The following is an 18,470-nucleotide window of genomic DNA, read 5'->3' as shown; positions in this document are numbered from 1 at the left end:
TAGTCTTATTCGAACTCAACTCCCGCCCCTCATGCGGCAGTTCGAGCAGATCGCCGTCCCCGGGCATCCCCTCGCACCCTCTTGGCGGCCTCTTGCCGCGAAACCCCCTGAGGGCCGCCCGGAGTGGGTCAATATGGCGGGCGTTACGCCCTATCCCAATGCAAGGGACCCCTGATGAGACTGACCGACATATCGCTGAACTGGCTGCTTCCGGGCGCCGTACTGCTCCTGGGCATGGTGGCGGCGGTAGCGGTGCTCGCGCGCGGAAAGCGCTCCTCCGGGGAGAACGCGAGTGCGGACGACTCCTGGGAGCGCAGCGAGGAGCGCCGCCGGCGCAAGGAGGCCATCTACGGCACCGCCTCCTACGTGCTGCTGTTCTGCTGTGCGGCGGTGGCGGCCGCGCTGTCCTTCCACGGCCTCGTCGGCTTCGGCGAGCAGAACCTGGGCCTGACCGACGGCTGGCAGTACCTGGTGCCGTTCGGCCTCGACGGCGCGGCCATGTTCTGCTCCGTCCTCGCGGTGCGCGAGGCGAGCCACGGTGACGCGGCCCTCGGCTCGCGCATCCTCGTATGGATGTTCGCCGCGGCCGCGGCCTGGTTCAACTGGGTGCACGCGCCGCGCGGCGTCGACCACGCGGGCGCCCCGCAGTTCTTCTCCGGCATGTCCCTGTCGGCGGCCGTCCTGTTCGACCGCGCGCTGAAGCAGACCCGCCGCGCCGCGCTGCGCGAGCAGGGCCTGGTGCCGCGCCCGCTGCCGCAGATCCGCATCGTGCGCTGGCTGCGCGCCCCCCGCGAGACCTACCGGGCGTGGTCGCTGATGCTCCTGGAGGGCGTGCGCAGCCTGGACGAGGCGGTCGAGGAGGTCCGCGAGGACAACCGGCAGAAGGAGCAGTCGCGCCAGCGCAGGCGCGAGCAGCAGCGGATGGAGCGCGCCCAGCTCAAGGCCATCAGCCGGGGCCACGGCCGCTTCGTGAACCGGGTCGGCGGCCGGCAGGTCGAGGTGCAGGCGGTGGAGCGCGGCTCCTCGGGCGCCACCACCGCGGAGCCTGCCATAGCGACCGCGGAACAGCTGCCGGTGCCCTCCCGTCCCTCCCTCCAGCCGGTCCGCAAAGGGTCTGAGTCCCTGGCCAAAGGGTCCGAGCCGGTGACCGTCGACCTCACCGCCGAGGACGACACCATGGCCCTGCCCCGACTGGACTCCCTGGAGCGCAAGCTCAAGGAGATGGAGCAGCAGTTCGGCTAGGTGGGACCGGACTTCATGGGCCGGGGGTGCGATCGTACGGGTCGCACCCCCGGCCCATGTCCGTGCCCGGCCCCCGGCCGTCGCCGCTCACGCCCCTCACGCCGCCTCGGCACCCAGTTCGAACCACACCGACTTGCCGACCCCGTGCGGCCGTACGCCCCAGGCGTCCGCGAGGGACTCCACCAGGACCATGCCCCGGCCATGGGTGTCGTCGTCCGGGTCCGGGGTGCGCACCTTGGGTCTTCGGGGCACGAAGTCCCGTACCTCCACCCGGAGTCCGCCGGGCACCACGACCGCGGTGAGGACGGCGTCGTCGTCGGTGTGCACGAGCGCGTTGGTGACCAGTTCGCTGGTGAGCAGCTCGGCGATCTCCGAGCGTCCGGGTTTGCCCCAGTCCCGCAGCAGCTCGCGCAGCTCCCTGCGGGCCTCGGGCACGGAGCGCAGATCCGCCCGCCCGAGCCTGCGCCACAGCCGCTGCGGCGGCTCCACGACCCGGCCGCGCCCGCCGCGCCGCTCCCGCCCCTCCCATAAGGAATCGTCGGCGGGAAGGCGCACCAGACGCCCCGGTGGCTCCCCGGTGGCCCGTACGGACCGGAGCTCACCGGTGGTCTGCGCGCGCCCCGGCTCCCCCGCGGTCGCCGCCGTGCCCACCGTCTCCCGGGCGCCGCCCGGGACTTCCCCCGGGGTCTCCCCCGTACCGTCCCCCGGTTCCGCGGAGGGGGTCCCGGTGGTCACGGGACCGCCCCCTCGTGCCTGCCTCTTCATGGCCCCCGCCCGCACGCCGCTCGAACCCTGCCCCTCCTGGTCGAACACGTTCACGGGGGATGCTTGCCCAGTGGACCAACGGCCAGTCCTGGCACCGGAGCGATGACCGGCGGTTCGGCCATCCCCGGGGCCCGCCGCACCCGGGGGCGGGGCGGCCGCGGGAACCTGAGGACGGCCTTCCGGGCGGCCCTCTGACGCCGCTGACGCCCCGTGACGGCCGCACCGCCGCGTCCGGCACAGTCGGTCGGCGGACCGTCACGGGCCGTGAAACTGGCCGAAATCCGCTCCCCGGTCCGGGTGGTGTCAGGGGCGGGGCACGTTGCGCAGGTTGGAGCGGGCCATCTGGACCATGCGGCCGACCCCGCCGTCCAGCACGATCTTGGAGGCGGACAGCGCGAACCCGGTGACCATCTCGGCGCTGATCTTCGGCGGGATGGACAGGGCGTTGGGGTCGGTGACGATGTCCACCAGGGCCGGTCCCTTGTGCCGGAACGCGTCCTTGAGCGCGCCGGCGAGCTGCTTGGGCTTCTCCACCCGCACCCCGTACGCCCCGCAGGCGCGGGCCACGGCGGCGAAGTCCGGGTTGGCGTTGGCGGTGCCGTACGCGGGCAGTCCGGAGACCATCATCTCCAACTCGACCATGCCGAGGGAGGAGTTGTTGAACAGCACCACCTTGACCGGAAGATCGTGCTGCACCAGCGTCAGGAAGTCGCCCATCAGCATGGCGAATCCACCGTCGCCCGACATCGACACCACCTGCCGGCGCCGGTCGGTGAACTGCGCGCCGATCGCCATGGGCAGCGCGTTGGCCATCGAGCCGTGCGAGAACGAACCGATGATCCGGCGGCGGCCGTTGGGCGAGATGTAGCGCGCCGCCCAGACATTGCACATGCCGGTGTCCACGGTGAACACCGCGTCGTCGGCGGCGACTTCGTCCAGTACGGCGGCCACGTACTCGGGATGGATCGGGACGTGCCGGTCGACCTTCCTGGTGTACGCCTTGACCACGCCCTCCAGCGCGTCGGCGTGCTTCTTCAGCATCCGGTCCAGGAAGCGGCGGCTGGTCTTCTCCTTGATCCGCGGGATGAGGCAGCGCAGCGTCTCGCGCACATCGCCCCAGACGGCGAGGTCGAGCCGGGAGCGCCGGCCGAGCACCTCGGGCCGCACGTCGACCTGGGCGATCCGCACGTCGTCGGGCAGGAAGGCGTTGTACGGGAAGTCGGTGCCGAGCATGATCAGCAGGTCGCACTCATGGGTGGCCTCGTAGGCGGCGCCGTAACCGAGCAGTCCGCTCATACCGACGTCGAACTTGTTGTCGTACTGGATGAACTCCTTGCCGCGCAGGGCGTGTCCCACCGGGGACTTGACCTTCTCGGCGAACTCCATGACCTCCGCGTGCGCCCCCGCGGTGCCGCTGCCGCAGAACAGCGTGACCTTGCCCGCCTGGTCGATCATCTCCACGAGGGCGTCGATCTCGGCGTCGCCGGGGCGGACGGTGGGCCGGGAGGTGACCAGCGCGCTCTGCGCGGCCTTCTCCGGGGCGGGTTCGGCGGCGATGTCGCCGGGCAGCGAGACCACGCTGACGCCGCTCTGGCCGACCGCGTGCTGGATGGCGGTCTGGAGCAGCCGGGGCATCTGCTTGGCGCTGGAGATCAGCTCGCTGTAGTGGCTGCACTCCTGGAAGAGCCGGTCGGGATGGGTCTCCTGGAAGAAGCCGAGGCCGATCTCGCTGGAGGGGATGTGGGAGGCGAGGGCGAGCACCGGGGCCATGGAGCGGTGGGCGTCGTACAGGCCGTTGATGAGGTGCAGGTTGCCGGGGCCGCAGGAGCCGGCGCAGGCGGCCAGCTTCCCGGTGATCTGGGCCTCGGCACCGGCCGCGAAGGCGGCGGTCTCCTCATGGCGGACATGCACCCAGTCGATGTGGGAGTGGCGGCGGACGGCGTCCACGATCGGGTTCAGGCTGTCGCCGACGACGCCGTAGAGGCGGCGCACGCCGGCGCGGACGAGGATGTCGACGAACTGTTCGGCTACGTTCTGCTTGGCCATGTTCTCTCGTCTGCCCCTTCCGGGGTCCGGGATCCGCGGGTGGTCCCGGACCCGTCCCGGATCCGTGCGTGGTGCCCCGGTTCCATGGAGGCACACGGGGGCCGGTTACGCCTCCCACAGGGCCGCGGCCGTACGGTCGTCGGCGTAGCCCTTGACCCGCACCCGGGCGTCGGCGAGGAACGCGGCGAGGCCGGGCGCGCGGCGGCCGGACCAGCGGCGGGACAGATAGGCGCTCAGGGCGGGCTCACCGCGCAGCGGCTCCGCGAGGCCCGGTGTGCACATCAGCAGCGCATCACCCGGGCGGGCTAGCGAGACCTGGAAGCGGAAGGGGGCGCGGGCGGGCGGGGGCGGCGGCTCGGGCAGCTGTTCGTACGGGCCCTGCGGGACGCCGAGGTCGAGGGTGAGCCGGTCGTCGTCCTCCTCGGCGGGCCCGGGGGTCCTGGGCGGCGCGTGTTCCGCGGCGCGCGGTTCGATGTCCCGCCAGATGCCGTCCCGCAGCTGGAAGAGGCCGCCGTCGCCGACGCCGAAGAAGACGCGGGTACGGCAGTGCGGGTCGGCGGGCAGCAGCAGGCAGCGCAGGGCGGCCGTGTACTCCTCGGGCCGTGCGCCCCGTTCGACGGCGCTCGCGCGGAGCCGGCCGAGGCCCCGGTCGGTGAGCCGGTGCAGGCCCGCCTTCAGATCGGCGCGCCGGGTCGCCCGGATGTCCTCGGCGAGCCGCTGGTGGCTGCGTCCCACCGCCCGGCCGATCCAGCGGCACGCCTCGGCCGCCGCGAGGTGCGCCCCGGGGGTGGCCCGGGCGCCGGTGGCCATCGCGACGAGCACCAGCGCGTGTTCGCCGGTGCCGAACCGGGCGGTCAGCAGCGCGTCGCGGCGCGGCTCGCCCCGGTAGCGCGCCGAGTCCCCGCGCAGCGACACCGACCGCAGGGTCCATGTCCCGTACCGGGCCCCGTCCAGGACGGTGTCCGCCACCAGCTCCCCCAGCTCCTCCGGCTCGGCCTCGGGCAGGGCGGTGGGCTCGGGGTCGTAGGTGGGCGGCCCAGACCCCAAGAAGTCGAGCGCCGACGCGGGCTCGGGAACCACACCCGGGGACTCGTCCACCGCACCCCGACCCGGACCCTCGGACCGGACCGACTGGGTGGGGAGGCCGTGCCGGGTGGGTAGGCCGGGAGAACCTCCGATATCCGGCGAGGCGGGGAAATCGGGGGGACGTGGGGCGCCGGGCGGGGCGGGGAGGTTGGCGGGGGCCGGGGCAGCGGGCGGGGCGGGGAGGTCGGTGGGGGCCGGGGCAGCGGGCGGGGCGGGGAGGTCGGTGGGGGCCGGGGCGGCGGGCGGGGTACCGAGATCGGTGGGGGCCGGGGTGTTGGGTGGGGCGGGGGGATCGGCGGGACCCGGGGTGCGGGGCGGAGCGAAGCGGTCAGTGGGGTCCGGGGGGCCGGGCGGAGTGGAGAGATCGGTGGGGGCCGGGGTGCCGGGCGGAGCGAAGTGGTCAGTGGGGTCCGGGGGGCCGGGCGGAGTGGAGAGATCGGCGGGGGCCGGGGCGGCGGGCGGGGTACCGAGATCGGTGGGGGCCGGGGTGTTGGGTGGGGCGGGGGGATCGGCGGGGCCCCGGGTGCCGGGCGGAGCGGGGAAGTCGGTGAGGTCCGAGGCAACGGACGGAGCAGGGAAGTCGACGGGACCCGAGGTGCTGGGCGGAGCAGGGAAGTCGGTGGGGCCCGGAGTGCCGGGCGGAGCAGGGAAGTCGGTGGGGCCCGAGGCGACGGACGGAGCGGAGAGATCGGCGGAGCCCGGGGCGACGGACGGAGCGGGAAAGTCGCTGAGGTCTGGAGCAACGGGCCGTCCCGGTACGTCGGTTGGGGCCGTCGCATCGGCCGGGGCAGGGGCGTCGGGCGAACCCGGGACGTCGCCCCACGGCGGGGCATCGGCCGGCGACACGGCATCAGTCGGTCTCCTGACGCCCGTGGGAGCCGCGCCACCGGACGGCTCCGGAGCGCCGGACGCCGGGCCCGGCACATCACCCCAGGACGAACCATCGACCGGCGCCACCACGTCGGACGGCCCCCGAACGCCGACTGAGGGCGCCCCATCGGACGCCACCGGAACACCGGGCCCGCCCGGAGCGTCGGCCCGGGACGGGAGATCCGCCGAAGCCGCGAGATCAGACGGTCGCCACGCACCGGACAGGTCCGCGTCATCCGACGGAGCCGAAACATCACCCGGCCCCGAAGCACCACCCCGGGACGGGACGTTCGCCGAAGCCGAACCCTCCGGCAGTCGCCGAACATCCGCCGGAGCCGCGTCATCGGACAGGACCGGATCATCACCCGCCCCCGAAGCGCCGCCCCAAGACGGGACATCCGACGCCGAGACCGAACCCTCCCACGGCCGCCGGACATCCGACGGAGCCGAAACATCACCCGGCCCCGAAGCACCGCCCCGGGACGGGACATCCGCCGAAGCCGAACCCTCCGGCAGTCGCCGAGCATCGGACGGAGCCGGAGCATCACGCGGACCCGAGGCGCCGCCCCGAGAGGGGTCATCCACCGGGGCTACGGCATCAGACGCTCCCCTGAGAGCAGTTGGAGCCGCGTCAGTGGACGGGACGGTGCTCGTGGTCGAGACGTCGGGCGGCGGCGGCGGGGCGTCGGCCTGGGGCGGTCTCTCGCGCACCGTGTTGCGGGCCGAGGTGAAGCGGTCGTCCAGGGAGTCGGGCGCGGTCGTCGGGCCCGTGTCCCCGGTGGCGTCGTCGTACAGCTGACCCCACCAGTCGTCCTCGGGACGGGCGGTGGGCCTTCCCCGCTGCTGGCTCATGCCCTGATTGTCACCACGCGGGCGCGGGGAAAACGGGGCTTCGGGAAATTCCGGCCGCGAAAAGGTGAACGGCCGCCGGACGGTCCCACCCCCCACGGGGGGACCGCCCGACGGCGTGCTCGGTCCTCGCGGACCGGACGGTGTCGGCCACCCGCCGGGTGGCCGGATCACGGCGTACCGATGGCCGCCGTACCGAGCCCCACCTTGGCAGACGCACCTGTGATACGACGATGATGGCGGCGGCGGGTTTACGCCGTGGCCGGTTCCCGCCAGCCACGGCCCGCCGTGACGGCCGTTCTCGGACGGCCGTCGCACGGGATGCCGCGCGTTCAGGTGGCTTGTACGCGCTCGGGGCGTACTCAGGGGAGGGACGGCGGGCGATGCTGACGGCGATAGGTCTGGACGACAGACACGAGGCGGCGTACCGGGCGCTGGTCGCGGTGGGCGCGGCCGATGTGGCCGATCTGGCACGGCGGTTGACGCTCGGGGTGCAGGACACCGAGCGCGCGTTGCAGGGGCTGGAGCGGCAGGGGCTCGCGGCCCGTTCCTCGGCGCGGTCCGGCCGCTGGGTGGCGGCGCCGCCCGCGGTGGCGCTGGGCGCGCTGCTCACCCGGCAGCGGCACGAGCTGGAGCGGGCGGAGCTGGCCGCGGCGCTGCTCGCGCGGGAGTACCGGGCGGCGGCGGCCGAGCCCGCGGTGCACGACCTGGTGGAGGTGGTGACCGGGGCCTCGGCGGTCGCGCAGCGCTTCCTCCAGCTGCAGTTGGGCGCCGCCGAGGAGGTGTGCGCGCTGGTGACCGGGGCGCCGGTGGCGGTGACCGCGCCGGAGAACGAGGCGGAGGAGCAGGCGGCCGGGCGCGGGGTGCGCTACCGGGTGGTGGTGGAGCGTGCGGTGCTCGATCTGCCGCAGGCGCTCGGCGGGTTGACGGAGGCGCTCGGCCGGGGCGAGCGGGTGCGGATGGCGGACCGGGTGCCGACGAAGCTGGTGGTGGCCGACCGCTCGCTCGCGATGGTGCCGCTGACCTCGCACAGCGCGGAGCCGGCCGCGCTCGTGGTGCACGCCAGCGGGTTGCTGGAGCTGCTGGCCGGGCTGTTCGAGTCGGTGTGGCGGGAGGCGCTGCCGCTGCGGCTGAACACGGAGGGCGCGGCGGAGGAGGTGCCGGACGGCCCGGACGCCACCGATCTTGAGGTGCTGTCGCTGCTGCTGGCCGGGCTGACCGACGCAAGCGTGGCCAAGCAGCTGGCTCTGGGCCTGCGTACCGTGCAGCGCCGGGTGAAGCGGCTGATGGAGCTGGCCGGGGTGACCACCCGGCTGCAGCTCGGCTGGCACGCCTATGAGCGCGGCTGGGTCACCCGTGGCCGCCCTGACTGATCCGGCCGAGCGCCGCCCGGACCGTCTCCGCCACCGCCGCCATTCCCGCGTCGGTGAAGTGCAGATGGTCGCCGGGGTCGTACGCCGGGCGGATCCGGGTCGGCTCGGCGGGGTCGCGGACGATCGCGTCGGCGTCGGCGACCGCGTCGAAGGCGCCGCCGGTGCGGATGAAGGCGTTGACCCGCTGCCGTACGTCCTCGCGGCCGTCCGTGTAGGCGGCGTAGCCGCGGAACGGGGTGAGGGTGACGCCGACGACCCGGATGCCGCGGGCGTGGGCGCGGGAGACGAGGGTGCGGTAGGCGTCGGCGTAGGCGGCGGGGTCGTTCGCCGGGGGCAGGCCCTTGATGTCGTTGATGCCCTCGAAGACGACGAGGATCCGCGCCCCGGCCCGGTCGAGGGCGTCCGCGTCGAGGCGGGTCAGGGCGCTGGGTCCGGTGCCGTCGCGCAGCAGCCGGTTGCCGCTGATCCCGGCGTTGAGGACGCCGAGCCCGTGGTCGCGCAGCCGGGCGGCGAGCCGGTCGGGCCAGCGGTGGTCGGTGTCGGGGGTGGAGCCGGTGCCGTCGGTGAGGGAGTCGCCGAAGGCCACGACGCTGCCGGTGGCACGGCCGAGGACATCGACGCCGGTCACGTAGTACCAGGACTTGATGGTCTTCTTGTACGACGACCCGCTCGTGTCATCGGCATGGCCCGCGCCCTCGGGGGCCAGATAGCTGGTCTGGAGGGCGCTCGCGTGGTAGGTGGCGCGGCCGTCATCCTCGGGGGTGTACACGGTGACGAGCAGGTCGGCGGCGTCCGGCACGGTCAGCGGCACCCGGTCGCTGACGATGTCCCGGCCCGCCGCGACGGTCGTGGTGCGCGCGCCGCCGAAGGTGACGGCGTGCAGGGTACCGGGTACGGCGTCCGGTCCCTGCGCCCGGCGCAGCGCCACGGTGACCGCCCCGAGGCGCAGCGGCGCGGTGCCGAGCCGGTTGCTGAGCCGGATCCGTACGGCGGTGCCGCCGACGCTGAGCCGGACGACGTCGCGGATGGCCGCGCCGGGCCGCGCGGCGGTGGTCCCGGACGGCGCGGTCTCCCAACTGCCGGTCCAGCGCGGTGCGGTGTGGACGGCACCGGGTGCGGCGGCGACGCCGACGGTGGCCCGGGTGCCCGGCAGGGCCAGCGCCAGCAGCAGGACCGTGAGGACCCGTTTCACCTTGCCCATGCGCGCCCGCCCTTCCCCGTGTTCCGCCGGAGGTGACCGTGCCACAGCGGCGGCCCGCATCGCCGTAAGTCGGCGGCGATTCCACCCGGTCGGCCCAATGGACGACGGGGCGCGGCACCCGGGGCGGCGGGTGCGGGACGCGAGACCTAGGACGTTCAGCCGATGCGGGGGGCGGCCGGGGGTGCTTCGCTGGTGGCATGACCGGATTCAGCGCGGCGGAACTGTCATATCTGCGCTCCCAGCGCCTCGGCCGGATGGCCACCGTCGATCCGCACGGCCAGCCGCAGGCGAACCCCGTCGGCTACCGCCTCCAGGACGACGGCACGATCCTGATCGGCGGCTACGCGATGGGCGCCAGCAAGAAGTGGCGCAATCTGCGGGAGAACCCGAGGATCGCGCTCGTCGTGGACGACATCGTGAGCGTCGACCCCTGGCGGGTGCGCGGTGTCGACATCCGGGGCAGGGCCGAACTCCTCGTCGGTCCGCACGCGTTGGGGCCGCAGCTCAGCGAAGAGGTGATCCGGATCCATCCGGAGCGGGTGCTCAGCTGGGGCCTTGAGGAGCCCGCGCCGTGACCCTGCCCCGTTCGGCGTCGGCCATGAAGTCCAGCATCGCCCGGTCGGTCGCCGCCGCGTGGTCGATCTGGGGGCCGTGACCGGTGTCCGCGATGATCTCGGCGCGGGCCCCGGGGACGAGCCGGGGGACGCGCTCGACCTGCCGGCTGGGGTGCACGAGCAGGCTGCGCCGACCCAGCAGCAGGTACAACGGCGTGCGGACGGTGGCCAGTTCGGCGTCGGTGAGCGGCTTCGGCGCGGGCCGTCGGATGCGGTAGGCGCGCACCCCGGTGTGGGTCATCCGGCGCAGCTCGGGCACGACGAGGACCGGCTGCTCCAGCCAGGACGCGAGGCGGGGCCGCAGCGCCTTGGGCGCGAAGGTGGCGAAGAGGCTGACGAAGATCCAGGCGAAAAAGCGCAGTCCGACCTTCTCCAGGCCGCCCGGGTCGAGCAGGGTCACCGAGGCGAGCCGATCGGGCCGCCGGTGCGCCTGGTTGAGGGCGAGCCAGCCGCCGTAGGAGCTGCCGACCAGGTGCCCCCGGTCGAGGCCGAGCCCGGCGAGGGTCTCGTCCAGCCACCGGGCGGCGTGCTCGGGCTCGTGGAGGGCGGCGCGCGGCACGCTGCGGCCGGGGTCGCCGGGGGTGTCGACGGCGTAGACGGTCCGCTCGGCGCTGAGGTCGGCGGTGTTCGGGTACCACATCGCCGAGCAGCTGCCGGCGCCGTGCACCAGGACGACGGGTATGCGGTCCCGGGCGGCGGGGTCGGCGCCGCCGCCGGGGGCGGCCGGGGGGTCGTACCGGTAGACGTGCGTGGTGCCGAAGGACGTCTCCACGTCCTCCTCGAAGGACGCGGGCGCGCCCAGCGCGTAGAGCGCGTCGCAGGCGGCGAAGTGGCGCTCGCGCCAGGCGTCGCTGACGTAACGGCCGATGTCGGCCGGGGGACGGGGGGCGGTTGCGGGCTTGGACACGGCCACCTCCGGGGCAGTCGATTTTCGTGATACGAACGTACCATATTGATGGTACGGCTGTACCATCAAGGCGACCGGAGTGCGGGAGCGGAGGAGGGCGGACGATGCCCAGGCGCGTGGACCACGGCGAACGGCGGGCCGAGATCGCGGAGGCGCTGGTACGGGCCGCGGGGCGGCTCGGGCTGCACGCGGTAGGGATGCGCGACGTGGCCGCGGAGGCGGGAGTGTCGCTGCGGCTGGTGCAGTACTACTTCGAGTCCAAGGAGAAGCTGCTGCTCTTCGGACTGCGACAGCTGGCGGCCGGGTTCGGGGAGCGGGTGAGCGCGCGGATCGCCGCGGCCGGGTCCGATCCGGGGCCGCGGGCGGTGATCGAGGCGCTGCTGGCGGCCGCGCTGCCGGTGGACGCGCAGAGCCGTACGTTCCACCACCTCTACACCGCCTACGCCGTGCTCTCGGTGACCGACGAGGCGCTCGCCGCGCAGCCCTTCATCAAGGACCCCGACGCGGCGGAGGCGACCGTCACCGCGCTCCTCCGACGGGCGGCCGACGCGGGCCAGTTGCTCCCCGGCACGGATCCCGCCCCGGCCGCGGCCGGCCTGCTGGCCCTGTCCGCCGGCCTCGGCACGAGCGTCCTGGTCGGCCAGCGCAGCGCGGCCTCGGCCGCGGAGGTGCTGGCGTACCACCTGGACCGCATCTTCCGGCCGACGGACGGATCCGGCTGACGTCCTTCGAGGTCACACCCCTGAGATCAGCGCGAGCCCGGCGGCCACCGCGAAGAGCAGGACCACGGCGAGGACGACCACCAGCAGCTCGGCACCGCCACCGGGCCCGGACCTCGCGCGCATCGCGGAGACCTTTCCGGCGCCCCAGGTCATCCACAGGGGCGCCGACAGGAAGAGGCCGAAGAAGAGCACCACCACGAGGCCGTCCATGTCCACATCCCTCCGACCGCAGCAGGCGAACCGCGGCTCGATCAGCGTACGGCCACCTGCCCCCTCAACGCGCCTTCCAGGGTGAGCAGTCGGACCTTGCGGTCCAGGCCGCCCGCGTAGCCGGTCAGGGAGCCGTCGGCGCCGATGACGCGATGGCAGGGGCGCACCATCAGCAGGGGGTTGGCGCCGAGAGCGCCGCCGACCGCGCGGACGGCGGCGCGGGGTGCTCCGATACGGGCGGCCAACTCGCCGTAGGTGAGCACGCTGCCGTACGGCACCTCGTCCAGGGCGGCCCAGACCCGTCGGCGGAACTCGGTGCCCGGGGCCCGCAACGGCAGCCGGAACTCCCGGAGTTCACCGGCGAAATAGGCGTCGAGCTGCTCGCGCGCGGCGGCGAACGGCTCCGGATCCTCCCGCAGTCCCGCGGGGACGTCCCGCGCGCAGTGCAGCGAGGTGAGCGCCCCGTCCTGGTCGGCGGTGAGCAGCAGCCGGCCGAGGGGCGTGTCGAGATGGGTGAAGCTTCCGGCGGTCATCTGGGCAACTCTCCTGCCGTGTAGAGGTGTTGGAAGGCATATGTGCGCCAGGGGCGCCAGGCTTCGGGCGCCTGCGCGCCGGGCGGGGCCACATCGGGGTCGCCGAGCGCGCGGACCCGGATCAGCGCGGCGGTGGCCGCGTCCATCCCCGGCAGCGCGAGCAACTCCCGCTGGGCGTCGTCCCGGTCGGCGCCGGGATCCAGGCGGAGGGTGCCGTCGGCGAGGGCGGCGGCGAGCGCGGAGAGCGGTGCGGGCACCCCTTCCGCCCGCGCGAGCGCCGCCGGTTGGGGAAAGAGGCGGGTGAGGGTGCCGTCCGGGGCGTCCAGGGTCTTGCCGTACGCCTCGGCCAGGCGCCCGCACCCGGCCGGGCCCAGCAGCGCGCGGGCGGCCGCCTCCAGGGGGTCGACGGCGCCGGGGACGCGCAGTCCGGGGCGCGCCTCGACCAGGGGGGCGAGGCGGGGGTCGGCGCTCAGGCGCTCGTCGATCGCGTACGGGTCGGCGTCCAGGTCGAACAGCCGGCGCAGCCGCTGCACGGCGGTGGTGAGGTCCCGGGGGTCGGTGAGGTGCAGCCGCGCCTCCAGCCAGCCGCCCGGGCGCACGCCGGTGCCCGCGCGCGGCGCCCGAGATCGGAAGAGCGTCGTGGATGCCGGTGCCGTCGGCGGCCCGGCGGGCGGCGCCGCGCGGGGCGGCCGTGCGCACCTGCGTCGGGGTGGCCGCGTACACCTCGCGGACCGTGTCGTTGAACTGCCGCACGCTGGCGAACCCGGCCGCGAACGCGATCTCGGTGGCCGGCAGCTCGGTGGTCTGGAGCAGGACCCGCGCGGTGTGCGCCCGCTGCGCGCGGGCCAGCGCCACCGGTCCCGCGCCCAGCTCGGTGGTGAGCTGCCGCTGCACCTGCCGGGCGCTGTAGCCGAGCCGCGTGGCGAGCCCGGCGACGCCCTCGCGGTCCACCACGCCGTCGGCGATCAGCCGCACGGCCCGGCCGACGACGTCCGCGCGCGCATTCCACTCCGCCGAGCCGGGCACCGCGTCCGGCCGGCAGCGCCGGCAGGCCCGGAATCCGGAGCGCTGCGCCGCGGCGGCCGTCGGATAGAACCGCACATTGCGCCGTTTGGGGGTCACCGCGGGGCAGCTGGGGCGGCAGTAGATCCCGGTCGTCTCGACGGCGAAGAAGAACGCCCCGTCGAACCGTCCGTCCCGGCTGCGCACCGCCTCGTACCTGCTGTCCTCGTCCATCACAGGTTCCAGTGTGGCCCGCCGCCCGAGCCCCGGCTGGCGGAAAACGGACACGCAGTCGGCCCGTTACGATGGCCGGGGCCGGGTGCGCTCAGGAGCCACACGGACATCTCCCTGAACGGACATTCGACCTCATGGGCAACATCTGGGTCGCGCGCGCCGAGACCGGCGCCGACATCCCCGCCATCCGCGACATCAACCTCACCGCCTTCCCCACCCCCGCCGAGGCCGACCTCGTCGACGCCCTGCGCGCCGATCCGGCCGCCTGGATCGCGGGCCTCTCCCTCGTCTCGGTGGACGAGGCCGACCGCCCGGTGGGGCACGCGCTGCTCACCCGATGCCACATCGGCACCACCCCGGCCCTGGCCCTGGCCCCCTGCGCGGTCCGGCCGGAGCGGCAGCGGACCGGCGCGGGCGGCGCGGTGATCCACGCGGCTCTGGCGGCGGCGCGGGCACGGGGCGAACACCATGTGGTCGTCCTCGGGCATCCGGGCTACTACCCCCGGTTCGGGTTCACCCGTGCCTCGGCCCACGGCATCGGCCTGACCGTCGAGGTCCCGGACGACGCCCTGATGGCACTCAGTCTCCACCCCGGCCACCCGCTCCCCGGCGGCACCGTCCACTACGCCGCCGCGTTCGGCATCTGACCGCGCCCGGCCCCGCACGGCAGGGAGTGCTAGATGCTCTCCCACTGGTCCAGGATGTCGTCCGTGCTGTCCCCTGCCGGGTCCGCCGCCGGTGCCGGACCGTCCTCCTGGGGGGACAGCTCGGCCCAGATCACCTTGCCGCGGGCGGTGTAGCGGGTGCCCCAGCGGGAGGCCAGCTGGGCGACGAGGAACAGCCCCCGGCCGCCCTCGTCGGTGGCGGCCGCCCGGCGCGGGTGCGGGGCGGTGCTGCTGCCGTCGGCGACCTCGCAGATCAGGCCCCGGTCGTGGAGGAGGCGGACGCGGATGGGCGGGGAGCCGTAGCGGACCGCGTTGGTGATCAGCTCGCTGAGGATCAGCTCGGCGGTGTAGCCGACGTCCCCGAGGCCCCAGGCCTCCAGCGTGGCGGCGCACTCGGCGCGGACCGGGCCCACGGCCGCCGGATCGCGGGGCACCTCCCACTCGGCGACGTGCTCGGGGCCCAGCAGCCTGGTGCGGGCCACCAGCAGGGCGACGTCGTCGATCGGGCGGGCGGGCAGCACCGCGTCCAGGACGGCCGTGCACAGCGCCTCGGGGCCGTGTCCCGCCGAGTCCGCCAGGGTGTCGCGCAGCAGGTCGAGGCCCGCGCCGATGTCCCGCTGCCGGTCCTCCAGCAGCCCGTCGGTGTACAGCACCAGGTACGAGCCCTCCGGCAGCTCCAGCTCCAGCGTCTCGACCGGCATGCCGTCGCCGAGGCCGAGCGGCGGGGAGACCGGCACATCGGGGTAGGTGGCGGTGCCGTCGGGCAGGATGAGCGCGGGGCCGGGATGTCCGGCCCGCGCGATGGTGACGCGCCCGGCGACCGGGTCGTAGAGCGCGTACAGACAGCTGGCGCCGGTGACGTTCGCGATGCCGTCGCGCGCGACCCGGCCGTCCCGCAGCAGCCCGTCGAACTCCCCCGCGCCCTGGGCGTCGCCCCGCTCGTCGCTGTCGATGCGGCTGACCAGTTCGTCCAGATGGACGAGGAGTTCGTCGGGGCTGAGGTCGAGGGCGGAGAAGTTGGTGACGGCGGTGCGCAGCCGGCCCATGGTGGCCGCCGCGTGCAGCCCGTGCCCCACGACATCGCCGACGACCAGGGCCACCCGGGCGCCCGGCAGCGGGATGACGTCGAACCAGTCGCCGCCCACCCCGGCCTGCGCGGGCAGATAGCGGTAGGCCACCTCCAGCGCGGACTGGTCGGGGACGCCGCGCGGCAGCAGGCTGCGCTGGAGGGTGACGGCGGTGGTGTGCTCGCGGGTGTAGCGGCGGGCGTTGTCGATGGCGACCGCGGCCCGGGCCACCAGTTCCTCGGCGACCGCCTGGTCCTCCTCCTCGAACGGCTCGGCGTCCGCGGTGCGCCAGAAGCTCGCCACGCCCATCAGGACGCCCCGGGCGCGCACCGGCACCACCAGCATCGAGCGGATGCCGTGGGCGAGGATGCGGTGCGCGTTGTCGGGGTCGTTCTGCTCCCAGCCGCCGTCCTTGCGCAGATCGGGCTCCAGGACCGGGGTGCCGGTGCCCAGGCCGATGGCCTGCGGGGTCTGGGAGGCGAAGTCCACGAGGGTGCCGACGGGGTACAGCGGGTGATCGGAGTCGATGGCCGACAGAGCCGTACGGCGCATCATCGTGCCCTCGGGCTCACCGCCGCGCAGGACCGAGTCGAGCAGGTCCACACAGGCGTAGTCGGCGAACCGGGGCACGGTGAACCGGGTCAGCTCCTCGGCCGTGCGCTCCACGTCGAGGGTGGTGCCGATGCTGCTCATGGCGTCGTACAGCAGCCGCAGCCGCCGCTGGGCGACGGCGGCGCGCCCGGCGACGGCGCGCAGCTCGGTGGTGTCGCGCAGGGTGACGATGCTGGAGGGGCGGCAGCCGTGCGGCGCGGTCGGGCGGACGCTCACCGCGAGCAGCCGGTCGCCGGCCTCGCACACCTCGTCCGTGACCGGGCGGATGCTGGACAGCAGTGTGGCGAGGGACGGCGCGAGCCCGAGAGCGGTGAGCTGGCGGCCCTCCGCGTCCTCGGGGAGGCCGAGCAGGCGCCGGGCCTCGTCGTTGCTGAGCAGCAGGGTGCCGTCGGCGCCGACGATGAGGACGCCCTCGCGGGCGGCGTGCAGCACGGCGTCGTGATGGTCGTACATCCGGCGCAGCTCGGCCGGTTCCAGGCCCCGGGTCTGCCGCCGCAGCCGCCGGTTGACCAGGGCGATGCCGGCCGTCGCCAGCAGCAGCGCGCCGCCGCCGGCCACGAGCAGCAGGGGCAGCTGCCGGACGACCTGCTGGTGGATGTTGCGCACGGTGATACCGGCGGTGACCAGTCCGACGACCTTGGCGTGGTCGCCCAGGACGGGCACGGTGGACTCCACGGCCACGCCGATGGGGGTGGACAGCGTGTAGGTGCGTGGGTGTCCGTGCAGCGGCTGCGCGTAGTTGCCGATGACGTGCCGGCCGATGAGGTGGGTGTCGGGGTGGGTCCAGCGGATCCCGGCCGGGTTGAACGCCACGAGGTAGTCGATGCCGGTCTCCTTACGGACCTGCTCGGCGCGGGGCTGCAGCAGGGCGGAGGGGTCCGGGGAGCGCATCGCGGCCAGCGTGCCGGGGGCGTGCGCGAAACCGGCGGCGGCGGCGAAGGTGCGCTGCCGCGCCTCGTTCACACCGGCCTGCCTGGCCTGGACCACCAGGACGGTGCCGGCCGCCACGCCGAACAGCAGCAGGATGATCAGCTGGAGCACGAACATCTGTCCGGCGACGCTCCGGGCACCGGGCGGCAGCCACCTGAACCGACCGGAGTCGGCGGCAGCGGGGGACGCTCCGACCGGGGCGGAAGCGTCCCACCCCGAAAACAGGCCGAAACGCCTCTTCATGATGCATTTCTAGCATTCACCGAGGAGGGGGACACACCGCGACCTGCCGGGACCCCCGCCCGATCCCGGTCGAGTCGCGCCCTCCGCGGCCGTCACGTCCAGCGGCCCCGCTTGGCCTGCATCGCGGCGCGGCCCTCGGCGCCCTTGCGCTTCCAGTCGCGGCGGATCTCGGCGCGCAGGCGGGCGTCCGTCTTGGCCACGATCCACTGGTTCTCGCGGACCAGTTTGCGGTAGCTCTCCAGGCGGCGGACGGGCAGTTCCCCGGCGTCCACCGCGGCGCGCACCGCGCAGCCCGGTTCGCTCTCGTGGGCGCAGTCGTGGAAGCGGCACCGCTCGGCCAGTTCCTCGATCTCGGCGAACACCTGTCCGACTCCGCTCTCGGCGTCGTACAGGCCGACCCCGCGCAGCCCCGGGGTGTCGATCAGGACCCCGCCGCCGGGCAGGGCGAGCAGATTGCGGGTGGTGGTGGTGTGCCGGCCCTTGCCGTCGACGTCCCGGGCGGCCCGGACGTCCATCACGTCCTCGCCGATCAGCGCGTTGGCCAGCGTGGACTTGCCCGCGCCGGACTGGCCGAGCAGCACCGAGGTGCCGTCGCCGACGAGGGCGCGCAGGACGTCGAGGCCGTCGCCGGTGTGCGCGCTGGCGGCGACCACGGGCACGCCGGGCGCGGTGTTCTCGACGTCCTGCGCGAGGTGGGCCAGGGTGACCGGATCGGTCACCAGGTCGGCCTTGGTGAGCACGACCACGGGCTGCGCCCCGGACTCCCACGCGAGGGCGAGGAAGCGTTCGACGCGGCCGAGGTCGAGGTCGACGGCGAGGGACACGGCGACGACGGCGTGGTCGACGTTGGCCGCGAGGATCTGTCCGTCGGACCGCTTGGAGGAGGTGGACCGCACGAAGGCGGTGCGGCGCGGCAGATACGCCCGGACGTACCGGGGGTTGCCGCCCGCCTCGACGGCGACCCAGTCGCCGGTGCAGACGACCCGCAGGGGGTCGTGGGGGGTGACGAACGCGGTGTCGGCGCGGACGGCGCCGCCCGCGGTCACCACGTCGCACTGACCGCGGTCGACCCGCACCACCCGGCCGGGCAGCAGCCCTTCGGAGGCGTAGGGGCCGAACGCGTCGGCCCAGTCGTCGTCCCAGCCGTAGGGGGCCAGGGCGGAGTACACAGCGGAGCTGGAAGTCAAGGGAGACCCTTCAAGGGGTGGCCCCGGACGGGAGCGGTCGTCTGCGACGCGCTCGGGTCAGCCGGTGGCCACGGAGGTGGACTCGGGGAGTTCCTGGATGCGGGCAGCGCCC

Annotated in this window: 15 protein-coding genes and 1 pseudogene; 6 read left to right on the top strand and 10 right to left on the bottom strand. The window is 74.5% G+C overall.

Annotated features, from left to right (window positions below; translation table 11 throughout):
* The first annotated feature begins 174 nt into the window (after positions 1-174).
* The gene (locus ACLF5H_RS00950) at positions 175-1,242 is read left to right on the top strand and encodes a DUF2637 domain-containing protein (RefSeq protein ID WP_421674146.1); all 1,068 of its coding nucleotides are present in this window, start codon (positions 175-177) and stop codon (positions 1,240-1,242) included.
* Positions 1,243-1,338: 96 nt separating this feature from the next.
* Here ACLF5H_RS00950 and ACLF5H_RS00945 read toward each other — a convergent pair whose 3' ends face one another.
* From ACLF5H_RS00945 to ACLF5H_RS00935, 3 genes are all read right to left on the bottom strand, one after another.
* Positions 1,339-1,731 carry an ATP-binding protein gene (locus tag ACLF5H_RS00945; protein ID WP_421674220.1) on the bottom strand — a complete coding sequence of 131 codons (393 nt, stop codon included), beginning with the start codon at positions 1,729-1,731 and terminating at the stop codon, positions 1,339-1,341.
* Between the two features lie 579 nt (positions 1,732-2,310).
* Complete coding sequence (locus ACLF5H_RS00940; RefSeq protein ID WP_421674145.1) at positions 2,311-4,053, bottom strand: pyruvate dehydrogenase; 1,743 nt, start codon at positions 4,051-4,053, stop codon at positions 2,311-2,313.
* 105 nt (positions 4,054-4,158) lie between these two features.
* Positions 4,159-5,151, bottom strand: a complete 993-nt coding sequence (locus ACLF5H_RS00935) for a protein phosphatase 2C domain-containing protein (RefSeq protein ID WP_421674144.1) — start codon at positions 5,149-5,151, stop codon at positions 4,159-4,161.
* 1,492 nt (positions 5,152-6,643) lie between these two features.
* Between ACLF5H_RS00935 and ACLF5H_RS00930 the strand changes: the two genes are divergently transcribed.
* Together ACLF5H_RS00930 and ACLF5H_RS00925 are read left to right on the top strand one after the other, a co-directional pair.
* Positions 6,644-6,808: a hypothetical protein gene (locus ACLF5H_RS00930; protein WP_421674143.1), complete on the top strand. Its 165-nt coding sequence runs from the start codon at positions 6,644-6,646 to the stop codon at positions 6,806-6,808.
* A 433-nt stretch (positions 6,809-7,241) separates the two neighbouring features.
* Entirely contained in the window at positions 7,242-8,231 is a 990-nt protein-coding gene (locus ACLF5H_RS00925) for a helix-turn-helix transcriptional regulator (RefSeq protein WP_421674142.1), read from the top strand.
* On the opposite strand, the gene ACLF5H_RS00920 is transcribed toward ACLF5H_RS00925, so the two are convergent.
* The gene (locus tag ACLF5H_RS00920) at positions 8,209-9,432 is read right to left on the bottom strand and encodes an SGNH/GDSL hydrolase family protein (RefSeq protein WP_421674141.1); all 1,224 of its coding nucleotides are present in this window, start codon (positions 9,430-9,432) and stop codon (positions 8,209-8,211) included. The genes ACLF5H_RS00925 and ACLF5H_RS00920 overlap by 23 nt on opposite strands.
* A gap of 197 nt (positions 9,433-9,629) precedes the next feature.
* On the opposite strand from ACLF5H_RS00920, the gene ACLF5H_RS00915 reads away from it, so the two are divergent.
* The gene (locus ACLF5H_RS00915; RefSeq protein WP_421674140.1) at positions 9,630-10,007 is read left to right on the top strand and encodes a PPOX class F420-dependent oxidoreductase; all 378 of its coding nucleotides are present in this window, start codon (positions 9,630-9,632) and stop codon (positions 10,005-10,007) included.
* On the opposite strand, the gene ACLF5H_RS00910 is transcribed toward ACLF5H_RS00915, so the two are convergent.
* Positions 9,976-10,959 carry an alpha/beta fold hydrolase gene (locus ACLF5H_RS00910; RefSeq protein ID WP_421674139.1) on the bottom strand — a complete coding sequence of 328 codons (984 nt, stop codon included), beginning with the start codon at positions 10,957-10,959 and terminating at the stop codon, positions 9,976-9,978. The genes ACLF5H_RS00915 and ACLF5H_RS00910 overlap by 32 nt on opposite strands.
* 98 nt (positions 10,960-11,057) lie before the next feature.
* On the opposite strand from ACLF5H_RS00910, the gene ACLF5H_RS00905 reads away from it, so the two are divergent.
* Positions 11,058-11,675, top strand: a complete 618-nt coding sequence (locus ACLF5H_RS00905) for a TetR/AcrR family transcriptional regulator (RefSeq protein WP_421674138.1) — start codon at positions 11,058-11,060, stop codon at positions 11,673-11,675.
* 12 nt (positions 11,676-11,687) lie between these two features.
* Here ACLF5H_RS00905 and ACLF5H_RS00900 read toward each other — a convergent pair whose 3' ends face one another.
* The 3 genes and pseudogenes from ACLF5H_RS00900 to ACLF5H_RS00890 form a co-directional block, all read right to left on the bottom strand.
* The gene (locus ACLF5H_RS00900; protein ID WP_421674137.1) at positions 11,688-11,885 is read right to left on the bottom strand and encodes a hypothetical protein; all 198 of its coding nucleotides are present in this window, start codon (positions 11,883-11,885) and stop codon (positions 11,688-11,690) included.
* Between the two features lie 41 nt (positions 11,886-11,926).
* Positions 11,927-12,418 (bottom strand): methylated-DNA--[protein]-cysteine S-methyltransferase, encoded by a 492-nt coding sequence (locus ACLF5H_RS00895; protein ID WP_421674136.1) that lies wholly within the window; start codon positions 12,416-12,418, stop codon positions 11,927-11,929.
* A pseudogene (locus ACLF5H_RS00890) lies at positions 12,415-13,654 on the bottom strand (DNA-3-methyladenine glycosylase 2 family protein). The gene ACLF5H_RS00895 and the pseudogene ACLF5H_RS00890 overlap by 4 nt, the downstream one beginning before the upstream one ends.
* A 134-nt stretch (positions 13,655-13,788) precedes the next feature.
* Between ACLF5H_RS00890 and ACLF5H_RS00885 the strand changes: the two are divergent.
* Complete coding sequence (locus ACLF5H_RS00885; protein ID WP_421674135.1) at positions 13,789-14,301, top strand: GNAT family N-acetyltransferase; 513 nt, start codon at positions 13,789-13,791, stop codon at positions 14,299-14,301.
* Between the two features lie 29 nt (positions 14,302-14,330).
* On the opposite strand, the gene ACLF5H_RS00880 is transcribed toward ACLF5H_RS00885, so the two are convergent.
* Both ACLF5H_RS00880 and rsgA read right to left on the bottom strand, forming a co-directional pair.
* On the bottom strand, positions 14,331-17,045 hold the full coding sequence (locus ACLF5H_RS00880; RefSeq protein WP_421674134.1) for a SpoIIE family protein phosphatase: 2,715 nt from the start codon (positions 17,043-17,045) through the stop codon (positions 14,331-14,333).
* A 218-nt stretch (positions 17,046-17,263) separates the two neighbouring features.
* On the bottom strand, positions 17,264-18,358 hold the full coding sequence (rsgA, locus tag ACLF5H_RS00875; RefSeq protein WP_421674133.1) for a ribosome small subunit-dependent GTPase A: 1,095 nt from the start codon (positions 18,356-18,358) through the stop codon (positions 17,264-17,266).
* Between the last annotated feature and the right edge of the window lie 112 nt (positions 18,359-18,470).

The sequence above is a fragment of the Streptomyces sp. LaBMicrA B280 genome (assembly GCF_049222185.1).
GTDB classification, from domain to species: Bacteria; Actinomycetota; Actinomycetes; order Streptomycetales; family Streptomycetaceae; genus Streptomyces; species Streptomyces murinus.
Note: the sequence above shows the minus strand (reverse complement) of the source record. Positions and strands in the feature narration are given on the sequence as shown.

What these genes read in the sequence shown, in the direction of transcription:
- ACLF5H_RS00950 (WP_421674146.1), top strand. Translation starts at nt 175, where the DNA reads ATGAGACTGACCGACATATCGCTGAACTGGCTGCTTCCGGGCGCCGTA.
- ACLF5H_RS00940 (WP_421674145.1), bottom strand. Translation starts at nt 4,053, where the DNA reads ATGGCCAAGCAGAACGTAGCCGAACAGTTCGTCGACATCCTCGTCCGC.
- ACLF5H_RS00925 (WP_421674142.1), top strand. Translation starts at nt 7,242, where the DNA reads ATGCTGACGGCGATAGGTCTGGACGACAGACACGAGGCGGCGTACCGG.
- ACLF5H_RS00920 (WP_421674141.1), bottom strand. Translation starts at nt 9,432, where the DNA reads ATGGGCAAGGTGAAACGGGTCCTCACGGTCCTGCTGCTGGCGCTGGCC.
- ACLF5H_RS00915 (WP_421674140.1), top strand. Translation starts at nt 9,630, where the DNA reads ATGACCGGATTCAGCGCGGCGGAACTGTCATATCTGCGCTCCCAGCGC.
- ACLF5H_RS00905 (WP_421674138.1), top strand. Translation starts at nt 11,058, where the DNA reads ATGCCCAGGCGCGTGGACCACGGCGAACGGCGGGCCGAGATCGCGGAG.
- ACLF5H_RS00900 (WP_421674137.1), bottom strand. Translation starts at nt 11,885, where the DNA reads ATGGACGGCCTCGTGGTGGTGCTCTTCTTCGGCCTCTTCCTGTCGGCG.
- ACLF5H_RS00895 (WP_421674136.1), bottom strand. Translation starts at nt 12,418, where the DNA reads ATGACCGCCGGAAGCTTCACCCATCTCGACACGCCCCTCGGCCGGCTG.
- ACLF5H_RS00885 (WP_421674135.1), top strand. Translation starts at nt 13,789, where the DNA reads ATGGGCAACATCTGGGTCGCGCGCGCCGAGACCGGCGCCGACATCCCC.
- ACLF5H_RS00880 (WP_421674134.1), bottom strand. Translation starts at nt 17,045, where the DNA reads ATGTTCGTGCTCCAGCTGATCATCCTGCTGCTGTTCGGCGTGGCGGCC.